Below are 23,915 nucleotides of genomic sequence, written 5' to 3' on the forward strand. Positions count from 1 at the left end.
GGTTCAGGTTCTCACCCGAGAGGCTTAACTGTGTCTAATTCCTTGGCGACTTCGCCATACGAGATACTGGACGACCGCTTCCGGACCGGAAGGTGCGCGAACGGCGACGAACGCCTGGAGAAGCTGTACGAGAACTGCCGCTGGGCCGAGGGCCCGGTCTATCTGCCCGCCTGGCGCCAGTTGATCTGGAGCGACATCCCCAACGACCGGATGCTGCGCTGGGACGAACCGACCGGCACGGTCGGCGTCTTCCGTTCCCCGGCCGGACACAGCAACGGCAACACCCTCGACGGCCAGTCCCGGCTGATCAGCTGCGAGCAGGGCAACCGCCGCGTCACCCGCACCGAGCACAACGGGACCCTCACGGTGCTCGCCGACCGCTTCGAAGGCAAGCGGCTCAACAGCCCGAACGACGCGGTCGTGCGCTCCGACGGCACCATCTGGTTCTCCGACCCGGACTTCGGAATCACCAGCGACTACGAGGGCCACCGCGCCGAGAGCGAGATCGGCGCGTGTCATGTCTACCGGATCGATCCCTCGACGGGCACCGTCACCCTTGCCGCGGACGGTTTCGGCGGACCGAACGGACTGGTCCTCTCCCCCGACGAAGAGCAGCTGTACGTCTCGGACACCCGCGCCGGTCAGATCCGGGTCTTCGACGTACGAACGGACGGGTCGCTGTCGGACGGCCGAATCTTCGCCGAAACCACGGACGGGCAGAGCCGGTTCGACAACATCCGCTTCGATGACGAGGGGCGGCTGTGGGCGGCCGCCATGTCCGGTGGGGTGCACTGCTATGACCCGGACGGCACCCTGATCGGGCGGCTCCGCGTCCCCGAGGCGGTCTCCAACATCGCCTTCGGCGGCCCGAAGAACAACCGCCTCTTCATCACCGCGACGACCACGCTGTACTCACTGGTGATGTCGGTGACGGGGGCGCCCCGGATCCGCTGTCCGCGCTGATCCCGTCAGGGCCGGCGCTGCCCCGGTCGAGGTCCGCACCGACCCTGCCGAGGCCCACCGGCCGGCCTCCGCGGACGGACGGACCGCCGGCCGGCCTCCGCGGACGGACGGACCGCCGGCCCGGAGCCTGTCCGGCGTGTCGTCGCCGAAGACGGCCCGGTGCCTGGTGGTGACGACACCAGGCTCAGCTCACACCCCCCTGTCACCGCGCCGTGCTGTCAGGCTGGCTCTCATGAATCCATCCACGACCTTGATCACCGGCGCCACCCAGGGCCTGGGCCGCGGCCTCGCACTCGATCTCGCGGCCCGTGGCGGCACCGTCCTGCTGCACGGCCGCGACCGCACCCGGCTGGAGAGCGTGGCGGCCGAAGTACGGGCCGCCGCCCCCCGGTGCACCGTCCGTACCTACCTCGCCGATCTGGCCGACCTCGACCAGGTGCACGCGATGGCCGCCCGGATCCGTGCGGCGGAACCCCGGCTCGACGGCTTGATCAACAACGCCGTCGCGGGCGGCGGCGCCGAGCCGCTCACCCGCGAACTGAGCTACCAGGGCTACGAGTTGCGCTTCGCCGTGAATCACCTCGCCCCGTACGCCCTCACCCGCGATCTGCTGCCGCTGCTGACCGCCTCGGCGCCCGCCCGCGTGGTCAACGTCGCCTCGATCGGTCAGGAGGCCCTCGACTTCGACGACATCATGCTGGAGCGGGACTACGAGGGGCTGCGCGCCTACTGCAAGAGCAAGCTCGCGCTGATCATGGCGACCTTCCATCTAGCCGCCGAGCTGGAGGGCACCGGCGTCACGGTGAACACTCTCCATCCGGCCCATCTGATGGACACCAAGGGAGTGCGCGAGTACGGCCTGACCCCGGCCACCGACATCGACGAGGGGGTTCGCCCGACCGTCCGGCTGCTTCTCGACCCGGACCTCGCCTCCACCACGGGCCGCTACTTCGACCAGTTCACCGCTACCCGGGCACACGCCCAGGCATACGACGCCGAAGCCCGGGACCGCCTGATGAAGCTGACGAACGACCTCATCGACCGGGCCTGAGCTGCGGGACCAGGGGTGCAACGCGCGCCGGCGACGGCCGGCGCGGAGACCTCGGCGACAGCGACGCGGGATGTCGTGATCCAGCGGACCAGCCGCTCCCTGGCTGCCGTGAAGGCCGGGCGCACGGCCCGCACGGCGTCACCACGCCCCGCCACCGCGGACCACGGAATCGCTCTTCGTGTGAGCGGAGATGTGGAAGCGGTTCTTTGTGAAGTGGCGTGCGCAAGGGTTGTCTTGGGCGCGGAGGATGTTCGATCCTGCTGCTTCCTGTTGCCTTGCGTTCGGAGCTGTGGAATGTGCGCACACCGTGTCAGCCGCCGATCGTTCCTCGCCGCCGGCACCGCCCTCGCGGGCTGGGCGGCCTTCTCCGCGCAGAAGCAGTCCTTCGCGGCCGAGGCCGCTGCCGCCGAGGGCGGTGAGTGGAATGCCCGGCCGAGGGTTTTCCAGGTCAACCGCGAGGCGGCCCGCGCCCGGCTCATCCCGTTCCACACCACCGGAGCGGCGCTCGCCGGGGACGTCGAGCGGTCCCCCTACTACCGTTCGCTCAACGGCAGTTGGCGCTTCCACTGGTCGAAGAACCCGGACGAACGCCCCCAGGACTTCCACCGGCCCGGCTATGACGACAGCGGCTGGGACCGGATCACCGTGCCCGCCAACTGGGAGATCGAGGGCTACCCCGAGCCGATCTACCTCAACATCCGCTACCCGTGGATCGGCTATGAGACCCCCGAGCCTCCGCACGTCCCGGAGGGCTTCAACCCGGTCGGCTCCTACCGCCGCAGCTTCACCGTGCCGAAGGACTGGCGCGGCCGCCGCACCCTGATCTCGTTCCAGGGCGTGAAGTCCGCGTTCTTCGTCTGGGTCAACGGTGAGCGGGTCGGTTACAGCGAGGACAGCTACACCCCCGCCGAGTTCGACCTCACCGACCGGCTGAAGGACGGCGAGAACTCACTGGCGGTCGAGGTATACCGCTGGTCCGACGGCAGTTGGCTGGAGGACCAGGACATGATCGACCTGTCCGGGATCTTCCGCGACGTCTACCTCTACTCCATACCCGGGACACACCTCCAGGATCTGCACATCCGCACCGATCTGGACGACGCCCGGCGGGACGCCGAACTGACGGTGACCGCGACGGTCCACGACCGGGGCACGGGCCACCCGCCCGGTGCCGGCAGACCACGGGCCGCCGGTGAACACCGCCTGACCGCCACCCTCTACGACGCCGACGGCACACCCGTCCTGCCGAAGCCGCTCACCGCCACCCTGGCCTTCGACGACGGCAACGAGGTGACGGTCGCGCCGAAGACCACCGTCAAGGCACCGGCCCTGTGGTCGGCGGAGGCCCCGCACCTGTACACGCTCGTCCTCACCCTCACCGACCCCGCCGGCCGTACCGTCGACATCCAGCGCACCCGCCTCGGTTTCCGCAGCGTCGTCCACGGCCCCGGCACCTTCACCGTGAACGGCGAGCCGATCGTCTTCCGCGGCGTCAACCGCCATGAGTCCGACCCGGACCACGGCCAGGCCGTCACCAAGGAGCGGATGCTGCAGGACATCCGCATCATGAAGCAGCACAACATCAATGCGGTGCGCACCTCCCACTACCCCAACCATCCGCACTGGCTCGATCTGTGCGACGAATACGGCCTGTACGTCGTCGGCGAAGCCAATCTGGAGTCGCACGGCGTCCGCGACCGGCTGCCCGCGAGCCTGCCGGAGTGGACCGACGCCTGTCTGGACCGGATGCGCTCACTGGTCGAACGCGACAAGAACCACCCCTGTGTGGTCGTGTGGTCGCTGGGCAACGAGGCGGGCCAGGGCAGCACCTTCCGGACGATGGCGGACTGGACGCACCGTCGCGACCCGTCCCGTCCGGTCCACTACGAGGGCATGAACGAGGTCGCCGATCTCCACAGCGAGATGTACAGCAAGCCCGACGAGGTGGAGAGGTACGGCAAGTCGGGGAATCCGACACCCTTCATGCTGTGCGAGTACGCCCACTCGATGGGCAACAGCACCGGCAACTTCCAGGAGTACTGGGACGTCTTCGACCGCTACCCCAACCTCCACGGCGGCTTCATCTGGGACTTCGTCGACCAGGCCATCCGCCGCCCCGTCCCGGGCGACGGGCAGCGCACCTACCTCTCCTACGGCGGGGACTGGAAGCCCGGCTACCCCACCGACGGCAACTTCTCCTGCAACGGCATCGTCTCCTCCGACCGGGAGCTGCACCCGGCGATCCACGAGGTCAAGAAGGTGTACCAGGCGGTGCGAATGGCGGCCGCCGATCTCACCGCCGGCACGGTCAAGGTCACCAACCGGCAGCTCTTCCTGGACCTGGACGCCTATGAGCTGCGCTGGGAGGTCACCCGGGACGGCAAGCGCCTGCAGCACGGCACCCGGCCCGCTCCCGACGCCGCACCCGGCGCGGATGTCACGGTGACGCTGCCGCTGCAGCGCCCCCGGCAGCCCGAGCCCGGCGCCGCGTACTGGCTCAACCTGTCCTTCGTACTACGTCGGGACACCCGGTGGGCCCACGCCGGACACAGCGTCGCCGCCGAGCAGTTCGCCCTCCCCTGGTCCGCCCCGGCCCCCGCCGATCCGGGGCCCGCCGCCCTCCCCCCACTGACGCTCTCCGAGACCGGCACATCCGTCACGGTCAGCGGCCGGGACACCGAACTCGTCCTGGACAAGGCCACCGGCTCCCTCACCTCCTACCGGCACCGCGGCCGCACCCTGCTCACCGGCGGCCCGGTACCCAACTTCTGGCGTGGCCCGACCGACAACGACATCGGGCGCGGTGCCCAGAACTCCCTGCGGACCTGGCGCGACGCCGGCGCCCGGCGCACCGTCACCGCCGTGCGAGCGGCCCAGCCGTCCCCCTCCGAGGTGACCATCGACATCACCGTCACACTGCCCACCTCGCCGCTCACTTCCCAGTGGGACACCGTCCTGACGGTGCGCGGCGACGGCGAACTACGCATCAAGCACACCCTGCGGCCCGGTGGCCGGCTGCCCGACCTGCCGATGGTCGGCGCACTGCTCACCGTCCCCGCCGGGCTGGACACCTTCGACTGGTACGGCCGCGGCCCGCACGAGAACTACTGGGACCGGCGCACCGCCGCTTTCGTCGGCCGCTATCGCAGCACCGTCGACGCCCAGTACGGGCCGTACATACGCCCCCAGCAGACCGGCAATGTCACCGACGTGCGCACCGCCTCCCTCACCGACCGGGACGGCACGGGCCTGCGGATCTGCGCGGAACCGGGCGCGGACGCGCCGCTGCTGGAGCTGAGCGCGCTGCACCACACCCCGGCGGACCTGGACGGACCGCGGCATCCGTACGAGCTGAAGCGGCGGGGCGAGACACAACTGGGCGTCAACCACCGGCAGATGGGCGTCGGCGGGAATGACTCGTGGGGAGCGCCGCCGCTGGAGAAGTATCTGCTGCACGCGGACCGGACGTACAGCTACGGGTACCGGCTGTCGCCCGTCTAGAGGAACGGGAGGAGCGGGAGGGACGGGAGAGAAGGGTGACCCTGGTCTTGGTAGGCATCGGGTGCGTACCAAGACCAGAGGTCTGGGTAGCTCCCGCGTCCGCCCGCAGACTCTCTGTCATCGCCACGCGGCACACGACAGAGAGGCACCCGGCATCATGAACCGCATCGATGAGGTCCACGTCAACGCCCCCTCCTGGGGCTCAGGTTGGACCGCGGCCGTCCAGCGTCCCAGCGAGGGCTTCCACAAGAACTGGGCGCGGGAAGGGTTCGCGGACCAGACCGTACGCCAGGTCGTGCGGGTCACCGGAACCGGCACCTCGGCCCGTATCAAGCTCTCGCACCGCTACGGGAGCAGCCCGCTGGAGGTGGCGGGTGCCACGATCGCCCGTACGGATCGGGGAGCGGCCGAGCAGACCGGCACGGTGCGTCGGCTCACCTTCGGCGGGGCCGATGAGGTGCGGATCCCGGCGGGCGGGGAGGTCTACAGCGATGCCGCGGAGGTGAGCGTGGCGCCGTTCGAGTCGCTGACGGTGTCGCTGTACTTCGCACGGCCGACCGGCCCGGCCTCGTTCCACGCCCAGGCGTACTCAACCGCCTATCGGGCCGCCGGCGACCAGCTCGCGGCGGCCGATCCGGCGGTGTTCGGCGAGACGACGGTGTCCTGGTACTACCTCGCCGCCGTGGAGCTGGCGGACGGCGGTCCGGCGCGCGAAGACACGGTGGTGGTCTTCGGCGACTCCCTCACGGACGGCTTCGCCTCGGCCATCGACGGCAACCACCGCTACTCGGACGCACTGGCCGAGCGGCTGGCCGCCCGGGGCACCCCACGCCCCGTGCTCAACCAGGGCATCGGCGGGAATCTGCTGCTGAGCGACTCGGCATGGTTCGGCGACCGGGCCGGCGACCGCTTCCGCCGCGATGTGCTCGACCAGCCGGGCGTGCGCTCGGTGGTGGTGCTGGTGGGCCTCAACGACATCGGCTTCAGCGAGATCGAGCTGCCGACGTACCGGCCCAATCCGGATCGCTCCGTCGGTGAACTCATCGTCGGGTACCGGAGGTTGATCGGTATGGCCCGCGCCGCGGGAGTGCGGGTCACCGGGGGGACGATCATGCCGTTCAAGGGTTCGGAGTACCACACACCGGCCGCCGAGGCGAAGCGCCGCGACGTCAATGACTGGATGCGCACCTCGGGCGAGTTCGATGCGGTGGCCGACTTCGCCGCGGCGCTGGCCGATCCGGCGGACCCGGACGCGCTCGCGCCGGCCCATGACAGCGGTGACCACAAACACCCCAACGACGAGGGCTACCGGGTCATGGCTGACGCCGTCGACGTGGACGCACTCTGATCCCGGCAGGCGCGTGCCGGAGCCTGCATCCGACGCCTTCATCCGAGGGAGGCCCCAGTGTTCCCGGCGCCCGGTTCACCTCACCTCTCTTGAGCGGAGGCACTCCCGCGCTCCAGGCGCTCGGCGATCCGGAAGGTTTCGAGCACGACCAGAGTGTCGTCGTCGACGGTGAATTCCGGGTCGCCGAGCTCATGGCGCAGGTCCGGGCCGTGCCAGAAGTCCTCGTGGGCGGACCGCCAGGCGGCCACCGTCGTATGACCCTCGCCCTCGGCCATGGCGTGCCCCCGGTCGACCTCCGCCAGGCGGACCACTCGTACCCCGGTCACCTCGATCACGGCCACCGGCCGGCCGGCGGAGTCGGGCATGACAGACCGTTGACCGGCGGACGGCAGCGGCTCCTCGCCCCGCTCGTACTCGGTCAGCAGACCGGTCGTGGCGGTCTTGGCGCCGGAGAGCACCGCGGCGACGAGCCGGTCGCGCAACGGCCCGGGGAAGCCGAGTAAGAACTGCGGGAGGTCGAGGTGATCCTGGTGCGGGGGCATATCGCGCAGCGTAGGCGCTACGGGCGGGGTGCGGGTGTGGTCCCGCGGGCGGCGCGGGCGGTATGCAGGGCCCAGCCGATCAGCGGGAGCTGGCCGGGCAGCCGTGCATAGGCCAGGGCCTTGAGCGGCGCCGGGCGGTGCCGCCAGTCGTGGGCCATCTTGATGTTGGCCGGGAAGACCGCGGCGAACAGGCCCGCGGCGGCCAGGGCGCCGGCCCGGCGGGTGCGCGGCAGGGCGACCGCGGCGGCGACGGCGAGTTCGGCGACGCCGCTGGCGTACGTCCAGGTGCGGGGGCTGCCGGGCAGCTGCCGGGGCACGATCGCGTCGAACGGCTTCGGTGCGAGGAAGTGCAGGGTCCCCATCCCCGCCAGCAGACGGGCCAGCGCGCGGGCGGATCGGTCGTCAGCTGTCACGGAGAGCTCCCGGATCGGACGGACGGAGCGAAGGCAGGAGGCGGGCCGGCCGGTCACCGGGCCCGGCGGCCGAGGAATGGGTGCGGCGGCCACCCCGACCACTGAACTGGCCGCCGCGACTCCGACCTTACCCGCGGGTCACTTACGGGGCCATCACTTGATCGTCCGCCGGGGTGAGGTGTGCGTCACGCCGTACCAGCGCCGCATAGCGGCCCCCGGCGGCGAGCAGTTCGTCATGGGTGCCGCGCTCGGCGATCCGGCCGGCGTCCAGCACGACGATCTGGTCGGCGTCGCGGACCGTGGAGAGGCGGTGCGCGATGGTGAGGGTGGTGCGGCCCGCGGACAGCTCGTCGATGGCCTGCTGTACGGCGTGTTCGGTGCGGGTGTCCAGGGCACTGGTCGCTTCGTCCAGAACGAGGACGGGCGGGTCGCGCAGGATGGTGCGGGCAATGGCGAGACGCTGTTTCTCGCCGCCGGAGAAGCGGTAGCCGCGCTCGCCGACGAGGGTGTCGTAGCCGTCGGGGAGGGCGGCGATGTGGTCGTGGATCTGGGCGGCCCTGGCCGCGCGGGCGATCTCGTCGTCGGTGGCGTCGGGCTTGGCGAAGCGGAGGTTGTCGGCGACCGAGGCGTGGAAGAGATAGGTCTCCTGGGAGACCACGCCGACCGAGCGGGCGAGAGTGTCGAAGTCGAGGTCGCGGACGTCCGTGCCGTCGAGGGTGACCCGGCCCCCGGTCACGTCGTAGAGCCGCGGCACGAGATAGCTCAGGGTGCTCTTGCCGCTGCCGGTCGGTCCGACGACGGCCAGGCTGCCGCCGGCCGGGACGGTCAGATCGATGCCGTCGAGGGTGAGGGCGGCCTCGGGGTCGTAGCGGAACCGGACGTTCTCGAAGCGGATCTCGCCGCGCGGCGCCGGGAGGCGGACCGGCTCGGCGGGCTCGGTGATGGCGACCGGCAGATCGAGGTACTCGAAGATGCGCTGGAAGAGCGCGAGCGAGGTCTGCATCTGTACGCCGGTGGACAGCAGCGAGACGGTCGGCCGCAGCAGGCCCTGCTGCAGCGACACGAAGGCGACCAGGGTGCCGAGGGAGAAGGCCGGGCCGCCCAACTGGAGGACCATGCCGGCCGCCCAGTAGATCAGCGCGGGCATGGCGGCCATGACGATCCCGATGGTGGCCATCCGCCAGCGGCCGGCCATGTTGGCTCGGACCTCCAGGCCGACCAGCCGCTCGGACTCACCGGCGAAGGTCTGGGTGAGGGAGTCGGCGCGGCCCATCGTGCGGCCGAGCAGGATGCCGCTGACCGAGAGGGATTCGGTGACCATCGCGGACATCGCGGCCATCTGCTTCTGCCGCTGGGTGGTGATCTTCTTGCGTTCGCTGCCGACCCGGCGGCTGATCCAGACGAAGAGCGGAAGCAGCAGCAGCGAGACGACGGTCAGCCGCCAGTCGAGGGCGAGCATGGCGCAGACGGTGGCGATCACGGAGGTCAGATTGGAGACCAGGGAGGTGGCGGTGGAGGTGACCGTCGCCTGCATCCCGCCGATGTCGTTGGCGATCCGGGACTGGACCTCGCCGGTGCGGGTGCGGGTGAAGAAAGCCAGCGGCATCCGCTGGAGTTTGGCGTAGACGGCGGTGCGCAGATCGTGCATGACGCGCTGGCCGACGGTGGTGGACAGCAGGGTCTGCAGGACGCCGAAGACGCTGGTGGTGACGGCGGTGGCGATCATGCCGAGGGCGAGCAGGGTCAGCAGTCCGGTGCGCCGGCCGGGTATCGCCACGTCCAGGATCTCGCGGAGGAGAAAGGGAGAGGCGACCGAGACCAGCGAGGAGGCGCCGACGAGCAGGCCGACGAGGGCCAGCCGGGCGCGGTAGGGGCGGAAGAGGGCGAGGATCCGCCGCAGTGGGACCGGATTTTCCGGGTCCTTGGGCGGTGGGGTCCACTGGGGTTCGGCGCTGCGCATGGGCTCCTTCGAGGGGTGCGGCTTCCCGGGGGGGAGGGACAACAGGCATGCGGATACCGGGACAAGCATCGTGGAGCTTAGCTCATTGTTACCTATGCTCACAATGAATTAAGTCCTGTCATCCGCTATCCTCGCGCCATGCCCTCCCCCGAGCCGACGGTCAGCACCACCAACCTCGCCGAGCAGCTGGTACGGCTGACCCGCCGGATGCACCGCGCCCAGAAACACCACCTGGAGCATGTGGACATCGCCTTCACCCCCGCGCAGTCCCGGCTGCTGCGGATCGTCGGCCACTACCGCGGCACCCCGCCGCGGATGACCGACCTCGCCGAGCGGCTGGAGGTCGTCCCCCGGGCGGTGACCACACTGGTGGACGCGCTGGAGGCACATGGCGCGGTGCGCCGGGTGCCCGATCCGGCCAACCGCCGGGTCGTACGGATCGAGCTGACCGACACCGGCCGTTCGACACTGCGCGCGTTGCGCAGCGCGCGGCGGGCCGCGGCGGAGGAGATCCTGGCCCCCTTGACCGCCGATCAGCGCGAGGTGCTCGGCGGCCTGCTGTCCACCCTGGTCGACGGGCCGGACAGACCGCACTGAGCTGACGCGGAGTCAACCGGAGGAGTGCCGCCATGCCCCTGCTGGAGCCCAACCCCCAGGCCCTGCGCCCCACCGCCACCGGCAGCCCCGCGCACGACCGGGTGGCCGGCGAACGGGCCTCGGGCACTCCGGAGCCGCTGCGCGGCGAACTGATCGCGCTCCTGGGGCCGGACAAGGTACTCCACAAGATCTCCGACCTGGTCCGTTACGCCTCCGACGCCAGCCCGTACCGCTTCGTCCCGCAGGTCGTGGTGGTGGCCGAGGACCTCGACGACATCTCCACGGTCTTCTCCTACGCCCACGGCAGGGGCCGCAACGTCGTCTTCCGCGCCGCCGGGACCTCGCTCAACGGCCAGGCGCAGGGCGAGGACATCCTCGTCGACGTCCGCCGGCACTGGAGCGGGATCCAGGTCCTCGACAACGGTGCCCGCGCCCGGATCCGGCCCGGCACCACCGTGCTGCGTGCCAACACCACCCTGGCCCGGTACGGCCGGCTGCTCGGCCCCGATCCGGCCAGCGCCCTCGCCTGCACCCTCGGCGGCGTGGTCGCCAACAACGCCTCCGGGATGACGGCCGGCACCACCCGTAACTCCTACCGGACGCTGGCCTCGGTCACCCTCGTCCTGCCGTCGGGCACGATCGTGGACACCGCGGAACCGGACGCCGACGCGGAACTGGCGCAGGCCGAACCGGCGCTGTGCGCGGGCCTGCTGGCACTGAAGGCGGAGATCGAGGCGGATCCGGAGCTGGTGGCCAGGATCCGCGCCAAATACGGGATCAAGAACACCAACGGCTACCGCCTGGACGCCTTTCTCGACGGCACGACACCGGTACAGATCCTGCGCGGGCTGATGGTCGGCTCCGAGGGCACCCTCGGCTTCATCGCCGAGACGGTCTTCGACACCCTGCCGCTGGACCGGTACACCTCCAGTGCGCTGCTGTTCTTCCCGACGCTCCGTGCCGCGGCCGCGGCCGTGGCGCGGTTCAACGCGGCGGACGCGCGCGCCGTGGAGCTGATGGACGGCAATACACTGCGCGCCTCGGTGCGCGTGGCCGGGGTGCCCGCCGACTGGGCGGCGCTGCCCAAGGAGACCGCCGCACTGCTGGTGGAGTTCCGGGCGCCCGACGAGGCCGCCCAGGAGGCGTACGAGCGAGCCGCGGCACAGGTGCTGACGGAGCTGGAACTGGTCGCTCCGGTCGCGTCCGTCACCAATGCCTTCACCCGGGACCCGGCGGTCATCGGCGGCTACTGGAAGGCCCGCAAGGCGTTCGTGACCGCGGTGGGCGGTACCCGGCCGTCCGGTACGACGCTGATCACCGAGGACTTCGCGGTACCGCCGGACCGGCTCGCTGACGCCTGTACGGCCCTGCTGGAACTGCAGGTGCGGCACGGCTTCGACGCGGCGGTCGCGGGCCATGCCGCACACGGCAATCTGCACTTCCTGCTCGCCTTCGACGCGGCGAAACAGGCGGATGTGGCGCGCTACGCCGCGTTCATGGACGCCTTCTGCGAGCTGACCGTCCGGCGCTTCGACGGATCGCTGAAGGCCGAGCATGCCACCGGCCGGAACATCGCACCGTTCCTGGAACTCGAATGGGGTCCGCGGGCAACGGAGTTGATGTGGCGGATCAAGGAGACCGTGGACCCGCACGGCATTCTGGCGCCGCGCGTCCTGCTCGACCGCGATCCGCAGGCGCATCTGCGCGGGCTGAAGACCCTTCCGGAGACCGAGGCCGTCGCCGACCCGTGCATCGAGTGCGGCTTCTGCGAGCCGGCCTGTCCCAGCGGGGATCTGACCACCACGCCCCGCCAACGGATCGTGCTGCGCCGCGAGATGCAGCGCCAGGAGCCGGGCTCCCCGGTCACCACCGCACTGCTGGACTCGTACGGCTATGACGCGGTGGACACCTGCGCCGGTGACTCCGTCTGCCAACTGGCCTGTCCGGTGGGCATCGACACCGGCGCGCTGATGAAGGACTTCCGGCACCGGCGCCACACACCGCGCGAGGAGTGGATCGCGGCGCAGTCCGCCCGGCGGTTCGAGGCCGTCGAGAAGGCGGCACGGCTGGCGGTGGCCGCCGCCGACCGGATCGGCGACCGGCTGACGGCGTCGCTGACCCGCGCCGCCCGCAGGGCCGTACGCCCCGATCTGGTGCCCGAGTGGCTCCCGCGGATCCCCGGCGCGGCGGCGCGCACGCTGCCCGTGACACGAAGGGCCGGGGCGGCCGCGGTGTACTACCCGGCGTGTGTGAACCGGATCTTCGGTGAGCCGGCCGGGTATCGGGGGCCGTCGCTGCCGGAGGCGGTGGTGGCGGTGTCACAGCGGGCGGGACGGCCCGTGTGGATCCCGTCGGACGTGGCCGGGACCTGCTGCGCCACCATCTGGCACTCCAAGGGATATGAGCGCGGGAATACGGTGATGGCCAACCGCATCGTCGAGGCGGCCTGGGGGTGGACGGCCGGCGGCAGTCTGCCGCTGGTGGTGGACGCGTCCTCGTGCACCCTGGGCCTCGCCCGTGAGGTGGTGCCGTATCTGACACCTGACAATGCCGCGCTGCACACCGAGCTGACGGTCGTCGACTCGGTCGTCTGGGCCGCCGAGGAGCTGCTGCCGCGGCTGGAGGTGGTGCGCACGGTCGGCTCCGCGGTGCTCCATCCCACCTGTTCCATGCAGCACTTGGGGGACGAGGCGCAGCTGCGCCGGGTCGCCGAGGCGTGTGCGCGGGAGGTGGTGGTGCCGGACGACACGGGCTGCTGCGCCTTCGCCGGTGACCGCGGAATGCTGCACAGGCAGCTGACGGAGTCGGCCACCGCGAAGGAGGCGGCCGAGGTGACCGCGCGGCACTTCGACGTGCATCTGTCGGCGAACCGGATGTGCGAGATCGGCATGGATCATGCGACGGAGGGCCGGGGCTATTACTCGGCCCTCCTGGCGTTGGAGCGGGCTACGCGCCCTGCTCCCTAGCCGCTGCCCACCGGGCGCCGGAGCCCTCACCCGCCGCTCGGGCCGGGCCCGTTCGGCGGGTGAGGCTGCGCGTCAGCGGGTGACGTGCAGGGCCACCGCTCCCTTGGCCGGGACCGAGAGCTGTGCTTTCCCGTCGTCCCCGACGGTGACCGTATGGCCGTCACACGAGGACGGCGCGGCCGCGACGACATTGCAGTACGTGCCGGCGGGCAGCGAGGTCGCGAAGGTCTGACGCAGCTCGTCGTCACCGTTGTTGAGGGCCACGAACCCCTTGCCGCCCCGGGCGAAGGCGAGGGCGCTGCCCCCGTTGTCCCACCAGTCCGTCAGCTCCGCCGAGCCCACCGCATTGCGGAACCCCACCATCCCGGTGATCGCCTGCTTGGCGTGCTCGTTGGTCCAGCCGCTGCTGCCGCTGGGCGGCCCGGCGTCCTTGTCGGACCACTCGTAGCCGGAGTGGACGTTCGGTGAGCCGTAGGGCGAGGCGAGCATGAAGACATTGGCCAGGGTGTAGGCGGCGCCGTCCTTGTAGGTCAGCGTGGAGCCGTTGCGCTCGGTGTCCCAGTTGTCGACGAAGGTGCGGGCCTTGTCTCCGGGGAGCTTGCCGTCCGCGACGGACTTGAGCTGGGCGAGGTTGCCGCCCTGGAAGGCGCTCTTGAGGTGGCTGCCGTAGCGGAACTCGTCGACATCGCCGATGCCGGTGTACTCCTCGGGCTGGACCGCCTCGCCGGCGCCGTAGATGACCTCCTGCGCCCAGTAACCCGGGTCGCGCATCTTGCCCTTGATGGCGGCGAGGTCAGTGGCGGAGATGTGCTTGGCGGCGTCCACCCGGAAGCCGTCCACACCCAGCGACCGCAGGTCGTCGAGGTACTTGGCGATGGTGGTACGGACGTGCTCGCTGCCGGTGTCGAGGTCGGCGAGCCCCACCAGTTCACAGGTCTGGACGTCCTTGCGGTCGCCGTAGTCGGAGATGCTCTTGCGGCAGCCGTGGAAGTCCTCGTCCTGGTAGGAGCCGGGGTAGTGGTACTTGGTGTACTGGGTGCCGCCGGTGCCCGTACCGGATCCGGCCGCCATGTGGTTGATGACGGCGTCGGCGATGACCTTGACGCCCGCGCCGTGGCAGGCGCTGACCATCGAGGCGAACGCGCTCCGGTCGCCCAGTCGTCCGGCGATCTTGTAGCTGACGGGCTGGTACGAGGTCCACCACTGGTCACCCTGGATGTGCTCGGAGGCGGGAGAGACCTCGACATAGCCGTAGCCGGCCGGGCCCAGCTGATCGCTGCAGGCCTTGGCGACGTCCGCGTACTTCCACTCGAACAGCGTGGCGGTGACGGTCTTTTCACCGGGCGGGGCGGCCTGGGAGGACCACGGGGCGAAGGTGGCGAGGCCGGCCGCGGCCAGCACTCCGGCCAGGGCCCCGCCCAGCACACGGGAACGTCGCTGCATCTTGCGGCTCCTTCGTCATGGGGCGCGGCACCACACACCGCGCCCACGAGAGCAGCCACGCGCCAGGCCGCCGTGGGGGATTCCGCATCGGAGCCTGCCGTTTACCTCGTGGACACGTCAAGGTTTTCCGCAAGGCTTTTCAGTGACTTGCGAAAGGTACTGACGGCGACACCTCCGGTGTTGCCGTAAGCCGTCCGGTATTGCGGCAAAGAGTCCAAGAGTGCCGCATCAAGAGTCCAATCGGCCCTCTTGTGCCTCAGGCCGTCGGCCGACAGGGTCCTGACCGAGGTTCACGTATGCCCCGGCACACCACCGCTCCCCTGGAGGACCGATGAACGAGGCACCATCGCAGAACCACGACCACAACGAGGCGGCCCCGAGCCGTCGTTCGGTCCTGTGGACCGCCGGTGCGGCGGGTGCCGGGCTGGGGCTCGGCGGCCTGTCGTCCGGACCGGCCGCGGCGGCCGCACCCTCGACGACGTCCGCCGCCTCCCCCGACGCCCAGGGCAGGACCATGATCGGGGTGCCGTTCGAGCGGCGCAGCACCGTACGCGTCGGCATCATCGGCCTCGGCAACCGCGGTGGCAGCATGATCGACCTCTTTCTCGCGATGCCGGGCGTGCGCGTCGTCGCCCTGTGCGATCCGGTGAAGGACAAGACCGCCAAGGCCGCCAAGAAGGTCACCGCCGCGGGGCAGCCCGCGCCCGCCGTCTACACCAACGGCGACCATGACTTCGAGAACCTCTGCAAGCGCGGCGACATCGACTTCGTCTACGCGGCCACCCCTTGGGACTGGCATTTCGAGATGGCGAAGACGGCGATGCTCAACGGCAAGCATGTGGGCGTGGAATGCCCCATCGCGCTGCGTCTGGACCAGCTGTGGGAGCTGGTCCATCTCTCCGAGCGCACCCGCAGACACTGTATGCAGCTGGAGAACTGCTGTTACGGCAGGAACGAGATGCGGGTGCTGCGGATGGCGCATGCGGGCCTGTTCGGCGATCTGCTGCACGGTGCCGGTGCGTATATCCACGATCTGCGCGGCCTGATGTTCGACCCCACGTACTACGAGGGGCCGTGGCGGCGGCTGTGGCACACCCGGCTGCGCGGCGATCTCTACCCCAACCACGGTTTCGGCCCGGTCGCCAACTACATGGACATCAACCGCGGGGACCGCGCCGTACGCCTCTCCAGCGTCGGGACGCCCGCCCTCGGCCTCGCCAAGTACCGCAAAGAGCACATGCCGGCGAACGACCCCAGCTGGAAGGAGTCGTACATCGAGAGCGACCGGACGATCAGCCTCGTCCAGACCGCCAAGGGACGGGTGATCCGGCTGGAACACGATGTCTCCACCCCGCACCCCTACAGCCGGATCAACAGCCTCGGCGGCACCAAGGGCCTCTTCGAGGACTACCCCGAGCGGATCTATCTGGAGCCGGACCAGAGCAACGACGAGTGGGGCGACTTCGCCAAGTACGCGGAGTGGGACCACTGGCTCTGGAAGGAGCACGCCAATCCGCCCGGCGGGCACGGCGGCATGGACTACATGCTGATCTTCCGGCTGATGCAGTGCATGCGGCTCGGCCTCGTACCGGACTTCGACGTCTATGACGCCGCGACCTGGACCGCACCGGTGCCGCTGAGCGACCTCTCGATCAAGGCGAACGGCGCCCCGCAGGAGATTCCCGACTTCACCCGCGGGCTGTGGAAGAAGGCGCGGCCGGGGATGGACTCCCAAAAGCCGGAGGAGTAAGGGCCGGAGGCGGGGCCCGGCGGGCGGCGGTGCGCCGGCCGGGCCCGGCGCGTCAGGTGTCGCGGGTGGTGACCGAGGCGGCGCCCTCGCCCGCCTCGTGCGGCTTCGCCGGGTCCTGCTCGGCCCGCTGTGCCACCGGCTCCTGTTGCTCCCCCGGCCGGTCGGCAGCCGCGGTGGCCGGCAGCTCGCCGTTCAGGACCTTCTTCGCCGTCACCCGGTCCAGCGCCCCCTCCCAGCGGGAGACGGCGAAGACCGCGACACAGTTGCCGAGCAGATTGGTCGCCACCCGCATCGAGTCCATGATCCGGTCGACGCCGAGCAGCAGGGCGACCGCGGCGGCCGGGATGACGCCCAGCGCGGAGGCCGTCGCGGACAGCGCGAGGAACGCCGAACCCGGCACGCCCGCCATGCCCTTGCTGGTCAGCATCAGTACCAGCACGACGGTGATCTGCTGGCCGAGGGACAGATCCACACCGATGGCCTGGGCGATGAACAGCGTGCCGATGGAGAGGTAGATCGAGGCGCCGTCGAGGTTGAAGGAGTAGCCGGTCGGCAGCACCAGCCCCACCGCGTCGTCCCGGCAGCCCGCGGCGCGCAGCTTCTGCATCATCCGGGGCATCACGGTCTCGCTGGAGCCGGTGCCGAGCGCCAGCAGAAGTTCCTCGCGGGTGTAGCGGACGAACTTCCACAGGCTCAGCCCGGTGACGGCCTTGAGCGCACCGCCGAGCAGCACGAGGAAGACCAGCGCAACGCCGTAACAGACCGCGATCAGCTTCCCGTACGTCGACATCGCGCCCAGGCCGTACTCCCCCACCAGGTGGGCGGTGGCACCGAAGACCGCGAGCGGGGCGAGCTTCATGAGGAAGCCGACGATGGTGAACACGACGTCCTGAGCCTGCTCGATCAGCGGCAGGATCTGCGGCGCCTTCTTCTGCCCGAGGTGCAGCAGGGCGGCGCCCACCAGGCAGGCCAGCACCAGGACTTGGAGCAGCGAGTTCTCGGCGAATGCGCCGACCGCGCTGTCCGGCAGCGACTCCAGGACGAACTGGGCGGCGGAGGGCAGCTGTCCGCCGCCCGTCTTGGCGTCCACCGCGCCCTTGTCCAGGGACGCCGGGTCGATATGCATGCCGGCGCCGGGCGCGAAGACATTGCCGGCCAGCAGGCCGACGACGAGCGCGATGCTGGTCGCCACCTCGAACCAGATCAAGGCCTTGACCCCGATCCGGCCAAACGCCTTGAGGTCACCCGCCTTGGTGATCCCGGCGACGACCACGCAGAAGACCAGCGGGGCGATCATCGCCTTGATCAGGCGTACAAAGCCGTCACCGAGCGGCTGGAGCGAAGATCCCGCCTGCGGCCACAGGCGTCCGACGAGAACACCGAGGACCAGGGCGATGAGTACCTGCGCGAACAGGCTGGTGCGCAGGAGACGGCCTGCGCGGCGGGTGAGGCTTCCGGTGGCGTGCGGCACGGGCACTCCTCCATGGACGGATTCTGGGATGCGGAAGCGGACTTCCACGATCCGTCACTATGGCCGCTTGTTGTTCACCACGAAAGAGGTCTGTGTAACTTCCCGGGAAATCTTGGAGCTTGATCCAAGGAGGAGCGCACGGGCCATCCGATTTCGGGCAGGGGTGACCGCTGTGTTCGCAATCCTCCTGCTTTGCGATGCCACCCGGCGCCGCGCCTCGCACGCTCGCAGCGCGCCTCGTCCGCTCACCGTGCCTCGAACGCTCAGGCCGCCAGGTGCGCCCTGTCCCCCATGACCACGACAGGGTGCCGAGCCGGGTCGAGGGCGCGCAGCAATGCCTGCATCCCGGCCTTCGGGACGCTGACGCACGCCGACGTACCGCTGCCGTGATCCATATGCAGCCAGACTCCACCGCCCTTGGACTGACCCTGCGGACGGGTCGGGTCCAGCGGGGAGGTCCCCTGGACGCGGTTGTAGTTGATCGCGACGACGTAGTCGAAGTCGTGCCGGGTGTTCTTGGACCAGTACGACGGCGGGGTGAACGCCGATGAGTGCGCATAGGGCAGCTTGGCGCCGGGGTCCTGGAGCACCCCGCCCGCATCAGTCAGCGGGAACACCCCCACGGGGCTGCGCTTGTCCCCTTCGTGGTGATCGGCCGTCCAGCCGCGCCGTCCATTGTGGGCGGCCCAACTGCCCTTGCGGTCCCAGCCCTTGGCGCCCTTGCCGTAGAGGACGACGGTGGCGTCGGCGGAGTTCACGCCCTTGCCGTAGACCGCCACGACCTGCCGGGAGCCGGCCGGGATCCGCGACCGCAGGGCGGTGCCGACCTCGGGGATGTTCTTGAGGTGAGTGGTGGTCGACGCCCCGCGGGCCGGGCCGCCGGGACGCTCCCCCTTGCCCGCGCCGTCGCCCTTGCCGTCCCCGCTCTTGGCGCCGCTCGCACCGCCGCAGCCCGCCAGAAGAGCCAGCCCCGCCGCGGCCACCGCCGCCATCCGCATCGCACTGCCCGCTGTTCGCATGGCCCCCATGGTCGCACCGCCCCTCCGACGGCCGTTCCTTACCCGCCCGCCGTGTACAGGCCACCACACAATTGTCCGAATCGCCGGGCCACAGCGGAAAAACCGTTTGAAATCAGCCCACGCCGCGGGCCAATCTTCCAGGACCTCCGCCGGAGACGAGACGGGCGAGAGGGCATTTCGCCTGCCGGAACGGCCTGTTGCCGCCCACCACCACGACTTCGCCTGGGACATCATGCACATTCGTGACCTTCCGCATCCCGACCCGGGCGTCCCGGACGTCCGTACCGGCGGCGCGTTTCTCCTGTGGCTCTACAAACAACAGCTCGGCGGGCAGCTCAAGGCCCTCGCCTGGGGGCTGGTGAACGTCGGCGCCATCGCCGCCTCCCCGGTGCCGGTGGGTCTTGCCGTGCAGGCCGTGGTGGACCGCGACGGCGGCCGGCTCATCCTGGCCGGCGGCCTGATCATGGCCTTGGGCATGCTGATCGCGCTCGGCGGCACGATGCTGCACCGCGCGGCCGTCACCAACTGGATCACCAGCGTCGCCCGGATGCAGCAGCTGCTCGCCCGCAAGACCACGGAACTGGGCTCGGCCATGACCCGGCGGGTGGCGGCCGGCGAGATCGTCGCCGTCAGCACCGGCGACCTGGAGAAGATCGGCTGGTTCGTCGAGGCGATCTCCCGGTTCGGTGCCGCCGCGGTCACCGCGGTCGGCGTCTCCGTTGCCCTGGTCCTCTACCAGCCGGAACTGGGAGTGCTGGTGGCCGTCGGCGTGCCCGTCATGGCGCTGGCCGTCCTGCCGTTGCTGCCGCACGCCACCCGACGCGCCGACGCACAGCGCGAGAAGGCCGGCCAGGCCACCGAGCTGGCCTCCGACACCGTCGCCGGACTGCGCGTACTGCGCGGCATCGGCGGCGAGGAACTCTTCCTCGACCGCTACCGCAGCGCCTCCCAGGAAGTACGCGAGGCCGCCGTCCGCAGCGCCCGGATGTGGTCGCTGATCTCGGCCGTCCAGGTACTGCTGCCGGGCCTGCTGCTCATCGCGGTGGTCTGGTACGGCACCCGGCTCGCCCTCGACGGCACGATCTCCGTCGGCGATCTCGTCACCATCTACAGCGCGGTCACCTTCCTCCTCTTCCCCCTCAGACACTTCGAAGAGATCGCCCAGGCCTACTCCTTCGCCAAGCCGTCGGCGAAGCGCACGGCCCGCGTACTGGCGCAGAGCCGGCCGGCCGGCGGGCAGGACAGGGACCGGGTGGCGACACCCACCGGCGATCTGCACGACCCGGTCAGCGGCCTGACCGCCCCGGCCGGCCGGCTGACCGCGGTGGTCTGCGGCGACCCCGACACCGCGGGGCGGCTCGCCGAACGCCTCGGCGGACACCCTCCGCAGGACGACGAAGACGGCGGCGACGGCACCGGCCTGGTGTCCGTCGTGCTCGGCGGCACCCCGCTGGACGAGCTGCCACGCGACGCCGCCCGTGCTGCCGTACTCGTCCAGGACAAGGACCCGATGCTGCTCTCGGGCACGCTCGGCGAACTGCTCGACGTACCGGCCTCCGGCCGGGTGGGGGCGACGGAGGCGCTGGCCGCGGCTCAGTGCGGCGATGTGCTGACCGCGCTGGCGCAGGCGTCCGTCGACGACTCGGGAGACCCGATGCACACCCACATCACCGAGCGCGGCCGGTCGCTGTCCGGCGGGCAGCGCCAGCGGCTCGCACTGGCCAGGTCACTGGTCGCCGACCCGGAGGCGCTGGTGCTCGACGAGCCGACCAGCGCCGTCGATGCGCACACCGAGGCCCGGATCGCCGACAGCCTGCGGGAGATCAGGACGGGGCGTACGACCGTCGTGCTCACCTCCAGCCCGCTCCTGCTGGACCGGGCCGAACAGGTGGTGTTCCTCCAGGAGGGCAAAGCCGTCGCCGGGGCCACCCATCGCGAACTGCTGCACAGCCACCCCGCCTACCGCGCGATCGTCACCCGCGAAACGGACCCCGAGCCGGCGCTGTCGACCGGCCAGATCGAGGAGAGCGCATGATCGGCCTGGCGCCGCCGGAGCACGATCCGGACGCCCCGCAGACCCTCACCACCCTTCCCGTCGGCTCACCGGCCACGGTGCGCAGCTATGTCGGCGGCCTGATCCGCCGTCACCGCGGGGCGTTCACCCTGCTGGTCGTGGTGAACGCGGCCGCGGTGATCGCGTCCATGGTCGGCCCGTATCTGCTCGGCGGCGTCGTCGAGAAGCTGTCCGCGGGCGCCCGGGACCTCCAACTGGAGGGCACCATCGCACTGTTCGCCGTAGCGCTGACCGCCCAGACGGTGTTCGTCCGGACGGTCCGGCTGCGCGGGGCGATGCTCGGCGAGCGGATGCTGGCGGATCTGCGCGAGGACTTCCTCGTACGGTCCGTGGCGCTGCCGCCGGGCGTCCTGGAGCGGGCCGGCACCGGCGATCTGCTGTCGCGGATCACCACCGACATCGACCGGCTCTCCAGCGCGATGCGCGAGGCCGTACCGCAGCTGTCCATCGGCGTGGTGTGGGTGGCGCTGCTGCTCGGCGGGCTGACGGTGACCGCGCCGCCGCTCGCGCTGTCCGTGCTCATCGCACTGCCGCTGCTGGTCGTCGGCTGCCGCTGGTACTTCAAACGGGCGCCGAGCGCCTATCGTTCGGAGGCGGCCGGTTACGCCGCGGTGGCCGCGGTGCTCACCGAGTCCGTGGACGCGGGGCGTACGGTCGAGGCCCATCGGCTGGGCGCCCGCCGGATCGCCCTGTCGGAGCGCCGGATCCGGGAGTGGACCCAGTGGGAGCGCTACACGCTCTTTCTGCGCTCGGTGCTCTTCCCCGTCGTCGATCTGACGCATGTGCTGCTCCTGGGCTCGGTGTTGCTGCTCGGCGGAGCCTTCGTCATGCAGGGGTGGATCACTCCGGGGCAGCTGACGACGGGGGCGCTGCTGGCGCAGATGATGATCGAGCCGGTCGGCATGGTCCTGCGCTGGTACGACGAGCTGCAGGTGGCCCAGGTGTCCATCGCGCGGCTCGTCGGCGTCCGGGAGATCGAGCCGGAGGCCGCCGATACGGAGCGGTTCCCGGACGGCCGGGACGTCCACGCCGACGGGGTCAGCTTCGGCTACCGCGCGGGCGTCGATGTGCTCCGGGAGGTCTCGTTGCGGGTCCGTCCGGGGACCCGGCTCGCCCTGGTCGGGCCGTCCGGCGCCGGCAAGTCGACGCTGGGCCGGCTGCTGGCGGGGATCTACGGCCCCCGGGTGGGCAGCGTCACCCTGGGCGGGGCCGAGCTCTCCGCGATGCCGGCCGAGCGGATCCGCGAGCAGGTGGCGCTGGTCAACCAGGAACACCATGTCTTCGTCGGCTCGCTCCGTGACAATCTCCTGCTGGCGCGCAGCGGTGCGCCCGATGCCGAACTGTGGGCCGCACTCGGCGCGGTGGACGCCGATCACTGGGCGCGGGCCCTGGCCAAGGAGCTGGACACCGAGGTGGGCTCGGGCGGCCACCGGCTGACGCCTGCCCAGGCCCAGCAGATCGCACTGGCCCGGCTGGTGCTCGCCGATCCGCACACCCTGGTGCTGGACGAGGCGACCTCCCTGCTCGACCCGCGGGCGGCCCGCCATCTGGAGCGCTCGCTGAGCAGGGTGCTGGACGGCCGTACGGTCGTGGCGATTGCGCACCGGCTGCACACCGCCCATGACGCCGATGTGATCGCGGTCGTCGAGGGAGGCCGCATCAGTGAACTGGGCAGTCACGACGAACTGGTCTCCGCCGATGGCGCGTACGCGGCACTCTGGCGGTCCTGGCACGGCTGATGCGGGAGATGGGCGTGGGGGGCTGGGTTGGCTGGGTTGGCTGGGTTGGCTGGGTTGGCTGCACGGTCCGCTCCGGCCGGCCGCCGGCCGGAAGAACCGGATGGCGTCGGGGGCGCCGACGCCTTCCCATGCCGACGCCACGCCCCAGGGCAAGGGTTCGCGATCGCTCATGTATCGCGGACCCCACGGAGGCCGCGCCGCACGGCTCCGTCGGCACCCCGCGCGTCAGCCGCCGGTGACCGGGCCGCGCACGTCAGAGGTAACCGAGCGCGCCCAGACCGCCCAGTCCACCCAGCACCATGAACACCGGCATCAGGACCCTCAGCTCCACCCAGCTGCCGGCCTTGAAGCGCAAGACCTTGGGCGGGCCGACCGGGTACCAGCGCTTGCGGCCTATCGGGATGGGCCACAGGACGGGGCAGCCCGAGACGGTCAGGGCATCGCCGATGTCGTGGACCAGCGCGCCGAGCACGACCGGCAGGCCCAGCCAGAGGTACTGCTGCCCCGGTTCGGTGAACAGCCAGCTCGCACCGTTGCCCGGCTGGTCGAGAATGCCGGCCAGGATCCAGGCCGAGGCCGCGCCCAGCATCCACACCAGCACGTCGCTGGAGACCCGCGCCGCCCGCCACAGCAGACCCTCGATGGCGAGCACCATATGAACGAAGAGGATGCCGAGTACCGCCCAACGACCGCCCTGCATCGCCAGCAGCGACATCCCGCCGCCGACCAGTACGGCCCACAGCCAGGTGTGGGTGAGTGTGCGGTGGCCTCCGTTGCGGTTCGAGTCACCGCGCATCTTGGTCGCCTTGTAGACCCCGTGCGAGATCGCGTCGACCACTTCGCACAGCCACCGGGAGAGCGGCCCGAAGGCCCGCGAAATGGTCGCGGACTTGTGATCGAGGTCCGGGGCGAGCGCCGCACCGGCACAGATCAGAGCTCCGCAGACGAGCACCGGCCAGGGCATCGGGTGTCCGGCGGCAGCGGCCGCCGCGCCCACGCCCAGCCAGGCCGCGGCCCCGGACAGCGAGTGTGCCGGTCCCATCATGGTTGTTCCCACCCCTTGTTCTCTTGCGCTCGT

16 protein-coding genes are annotated in these 23,915 nt (G+C 70.7%); 9 read left to right on the top strand and 7 right to left on the bottom strand.

All coding sequences use genetic code 11. From position 1 onward, the window contains the following. Positions 1 to 42: 42 nt before the first annotated feature. The 4 genes from ACGFWI_RS09230 to ACGFWI_RS09245 all read left to right on the top strand — a co-directional run bounded on the left by ACGFWI_RS09230 (position 43) and on the right by ACGFWI_RS09245 (position 6,863). Entirely contained in the window at positions 43 to 963 is a 921-nt protein-coding gene (locus tag ACGFWI_RS09230; protein ID WP_393905305.1) for an SMP-30/gluconolactonase/LRE family protein, read from the top strand. 232 nt (positions 964 to 1,195) lie between these two features. Beyond that, entirely contained in the window at positions 1,196 to 2,014 is an 819-nt protein-coding gene (locus tag ACGFWI_RS09235) for an SDR family NAD(P)-dependent oxidoreductase (RefSeq protein ID WP_393905306.1), read from the top strand. 294 nt (positions 2,015 to 2,308) lie between these two features. Next, complete coding sequence (locus ACGFWI_RS09240; protein WP_393905307.1) at positions 2,309 to 5,515, top strand: glycoside hydrolase family 2 TIM barrel-domain containing protein; 3,207 nt, start codon at positions 2,309 to 2,311, stop codon at positions 5,513 to 5,515. Positions 5,516 to 5,672: 157 nt separating this feature from the next. Beyond that, positions 5,673 to 6,863, top strand: coding sequence for a GDSL-type esterase/lipase family protein (locus tag ACGFWI_RS09245; protein WP_393905308.1), 1,191 nt, complete (start codon positions 5,673 to 5,675; stop codon positions 6,861 to 6,863). Positions 6,864 to 6,943: 80 nt separating this feature from the next. On the opposite strand, the gene ACGFWI_RS09250 is transcribed toward ACGFWI_RS09245, so the two are convergent. From ACGFWI_RS09250 to ACGFWI_RS09260, 3 genes are all read right to left on the bottom strand, one after another. Next, positions 6,944 to 7,405, bottom strand: coding sequence for an ASCH domain-containing protein (locus ACGFWI_RS09250; protein WP_393905309.1), 462 nt, complete (start codon positions 7,403 to 7,405; stop codon positions 6,944 to 6,946). 17 nt (positions 7,406 to 7,422) lie between these two features. Continuing rightward, positions 7,423 to 7,818 carry a hypothetical protein gene (locus tag ACGFWI_RS09255; protein ID WP_393905310.1) on the bottom strand — a complete coding sequence of 132 codons (396 nt, stop codon included), beginning with the start codon at positions 7,816 to 7,818 and terminating at the stop codon, positions 7,423 to 7,425. A gap of 142 nt (positions 7,819 to 7,960) precedes the next feature. Beyond that, positions 7,961 to 9,778, bottom strand: coding sequence for an ABC transporter ATP-binding protein (locus tag ACGFWI_RS09260; RefSeq protein WP_393905311.1), 1,818 nt, complete (start codon positions 9,776 to 9,778; stop codon positions 7,961 to 7,963). A 138-nt stretch (positions 9,779 to 9,916) separates the two neighbouring features. Here ACGFWI_RS09260 and ACGFWI_RS09265 point away from each other — a divergent pair, with 138 nt between their 5' ends. Together ACGFWI_RS09265 and ACGFWI_RS09270 are read left to right on the top strand one after the other, a co-directional pair. Then, entirely contained in the window at positions 9,917 to 10,375 is a 459-nt protein-coding gene (locus ACGFWI_RS09265; RefSeq protein ID WP_393905312.1) for a MarR family winged helix-turn-helix transcriptional regulator, read from the top strand. A 32-nt stretch (positions 10,376 to 10,407) separates the two neighbouring features. Continuing rightward, on the top strand, positions 10,408 to 13,341 hold the full coding sequence (locus ACGFWI_RS09270; protein ID WP_393905313.1) for an FAD-binding and (Fe-S)-binding domain-containing protein: 2,934 nt from the start codon (positions 10,408 to 10,410) through the stop codon (positions 13,339 to 13,341). Positions 13,342 to 13,413: 72 nt separating this feature from the next. On the opposite strand, the gene ACGFWI_RS09275 is transcribed toward ACGFWI_RS09270, so the two are convergent. Further along, entirely contained in the window at positions 13,414 to 14,784 is a 1,371-nt protein-coding gene (locus ACGFWI_RS09275) for an alpha-amylase family protein (protein ID WP_393905314.1), read from the bottom strand. Between the two features lie 331 nt (positions 14,785 to 15,115). Between ACGFWI_RS09275 and ACGFWI_RS09280 the strand changes: the two genes are divergently transcribed. Then, a complete protein-coding gene (locus ACGFWI_RS09280; protein WP_393905315.1) occupies positions 15,116 to 16,534 on the top strand; it encodes a Gfo/Idh/MocA family protein in 1,419 nt (472 codons plus the stop codon). 52 nt (positions 16,535 to 16,586) lie between these two features. Here ACGFWI_RS09280 and ACGFWI_RS09285 read toward each other — a convergent pair whose 3' ends face one another. Beyond that, positions 16,587 to 18,005, bottom strand: a complete 1,419-nt coding sequence (locus tag ACGFWI_RS09285) for a cation:dicarboxylate symporter family transporter (RefSeq protein WP_393905316.1) — start codon at positions 18,003 to 18,005, stop codon at positions 16,587 to 16,589. 263 nt (positions 18,006 to 18,268) lie between these two features. Further along, on the bottom strand, positions 18,269 to 19,033 hold the full coding sequence (locus ACGFWI_RS09290) for a hypothetical protein (protein ID WP_393905317.1): 765 nt from the start codon (positions 19,031 to 19,033) through the stop codon (positions 18,269 to 18,271). Between the two features lie 223 nt (positions 19,034 to 19,256). Between ACGFWI_RS09290 and ACGFWI_RS09295 the strand changes: the two genes are divergently transcribed. Both ACGFWI_RS09295 and ACGFWI_RS09300 read left to right on the top strand, forming a co-directional pair. After that, positions 19,257 to 21,059 (top strand): ABC transporter ATP-binding protein, encoded by a 1,803-nt coding sequence (locus ACGFWI_RS09295; RefSeq protein WP_393905318.1) that lies wholly within the window; start codon positions 19,257 to 19,259, stop codon positions 21,057 to 21,059. Continuing rightward, entirely contained in the window at positions 21,056 to 22,837 is a 1,782-nt protein-coding gene (locus ACGFWI_RS09300) for an ABC transporter ATP-binding protein (RefSeq protein WP_393905319.1), read from the top strand. The genes ACGFWI_RS09295 and ACGFWI_RS09300 overlap by 4 nt, the downstream gene beginning before the upstream one ends. Before the next feature lie 253 nt (positions 22,838 to 23,090). On the opposite strand, the gene ACGFWI_RS09305 is transcribed toward ACGFWI_RS09300, so the two are convergent. Continuing rightward, complete coding sequence (locus ACGFWI_RS09305) at positions 23,091 to 23,882, bottom strand: metal-dependent hydrolase (RefSeq protein ID WP_393905320.1); 792 nt, start codon at positions 23,880 to 23,882, stop codon at positions 23,091 to 23,093. Positions 23,883 to 23,915: the final 33 nt, after the last annotated feature.

Origin of the sequence: Streptomyces sp. NPDC048434 (genome assembly GCF_043200375.1) — a bacterium.
GTDB lineage: Bacteria > Actinomycetota > Actinomycetes > Streptomycetales > Streptomycetaceae > Streptomyces.

Coding starts and splice junctions, on each gene's coding strand:
- ACGFWI_RS09270 (WP_393905313.1), top strand. CDS start 10,408: ATGCCCCTGCTGGAGCCCAACCCCCAGGCCCTGCGCCCCACCGCCACC.
- ACGFWI_RS09265 (WP_393905312.1), top strand. CDS start 9,917: ATGCCCTCCCCCGAGCCGACGGTCAGCACCACCAACCTCGCCGAGCAG.
- ACGFWI_RS09250 (WP_393905309.1), bottom strand. CDS start 7,405: ATGCCCCCGCACCAGGATCACCTCGACCTCCCGCAGTTCTTACTCGGC.
- ACGFWI_RS09240 (WP_393905307.1), top strand. CDS start 2,309: ATGTGCGCACACCGTGTCAGCCGCCGATCGTTCCTCGCCGCCGGCACC.
- ACGFWI_RS09260 (WP_393905311.1), bottom strand. CDS start 9,778: ATGCGCAGCGCCGAACCCCAGTGGACCCCACCGCCCAAGGACCCGGAA.
- ACGFWI_RS09245 (WP_393905308.1), top strand. CDS start 5,673: ATGAACCGCATCGATGAGGTCCACGTCAACGCCCCCTCCTGGGGCTCA.
- ACGFWI_RS09275 (WP_393905314.1), bottom strand. CDS start 14,784: ATGCAGCGACGTTCCCGTGTGCTGGGCGGGGCCCTGGCCGGAGTGCTG.
- ACGFWI_RS09295 (WP_393905318.1), top strand. CDS start 19,257: ATGCACATTCGTGACCTTCCGCATCCCGACCCGGGCGTCCCGGACGTC.
- ACGFWI_RS09305 (WP_393905320.1), bottom strand. CDS start 23,882: ATGATGGGACCGGCACACTCGCTGTCCGGGGCCGCGGCCTGGCTGGGC.
- ACGFWI_RS09300 (WP_393905319.1), top strand. CDS start 21,056: ATGATCGGCCTGGCGCCGCCGGAGCACGATCCGGACGCCCCGCAGACC.
- ACGFWI_RS09290 (WP_393905317.1), bottom strand. CDS start 19,033: ATGGGGGCCATGCGAACAGCGGGCAGTGCGATGCGGATGGCGGCGGTG.
- ACGFWI_RS09280 (WP_393905315.1), top strand. CDS start 15,116: ATGAACGAGGCACCATCGCAGAACCACGACCACAACGAGGCGGCCCCG.
- ACGFWI_RS09235 (WP_393905306.1), top strand. CDS start 1,196: ATGAATCCATCCACGACCTTGATCACCGGCGCCACCCAGGGCCTGGGC.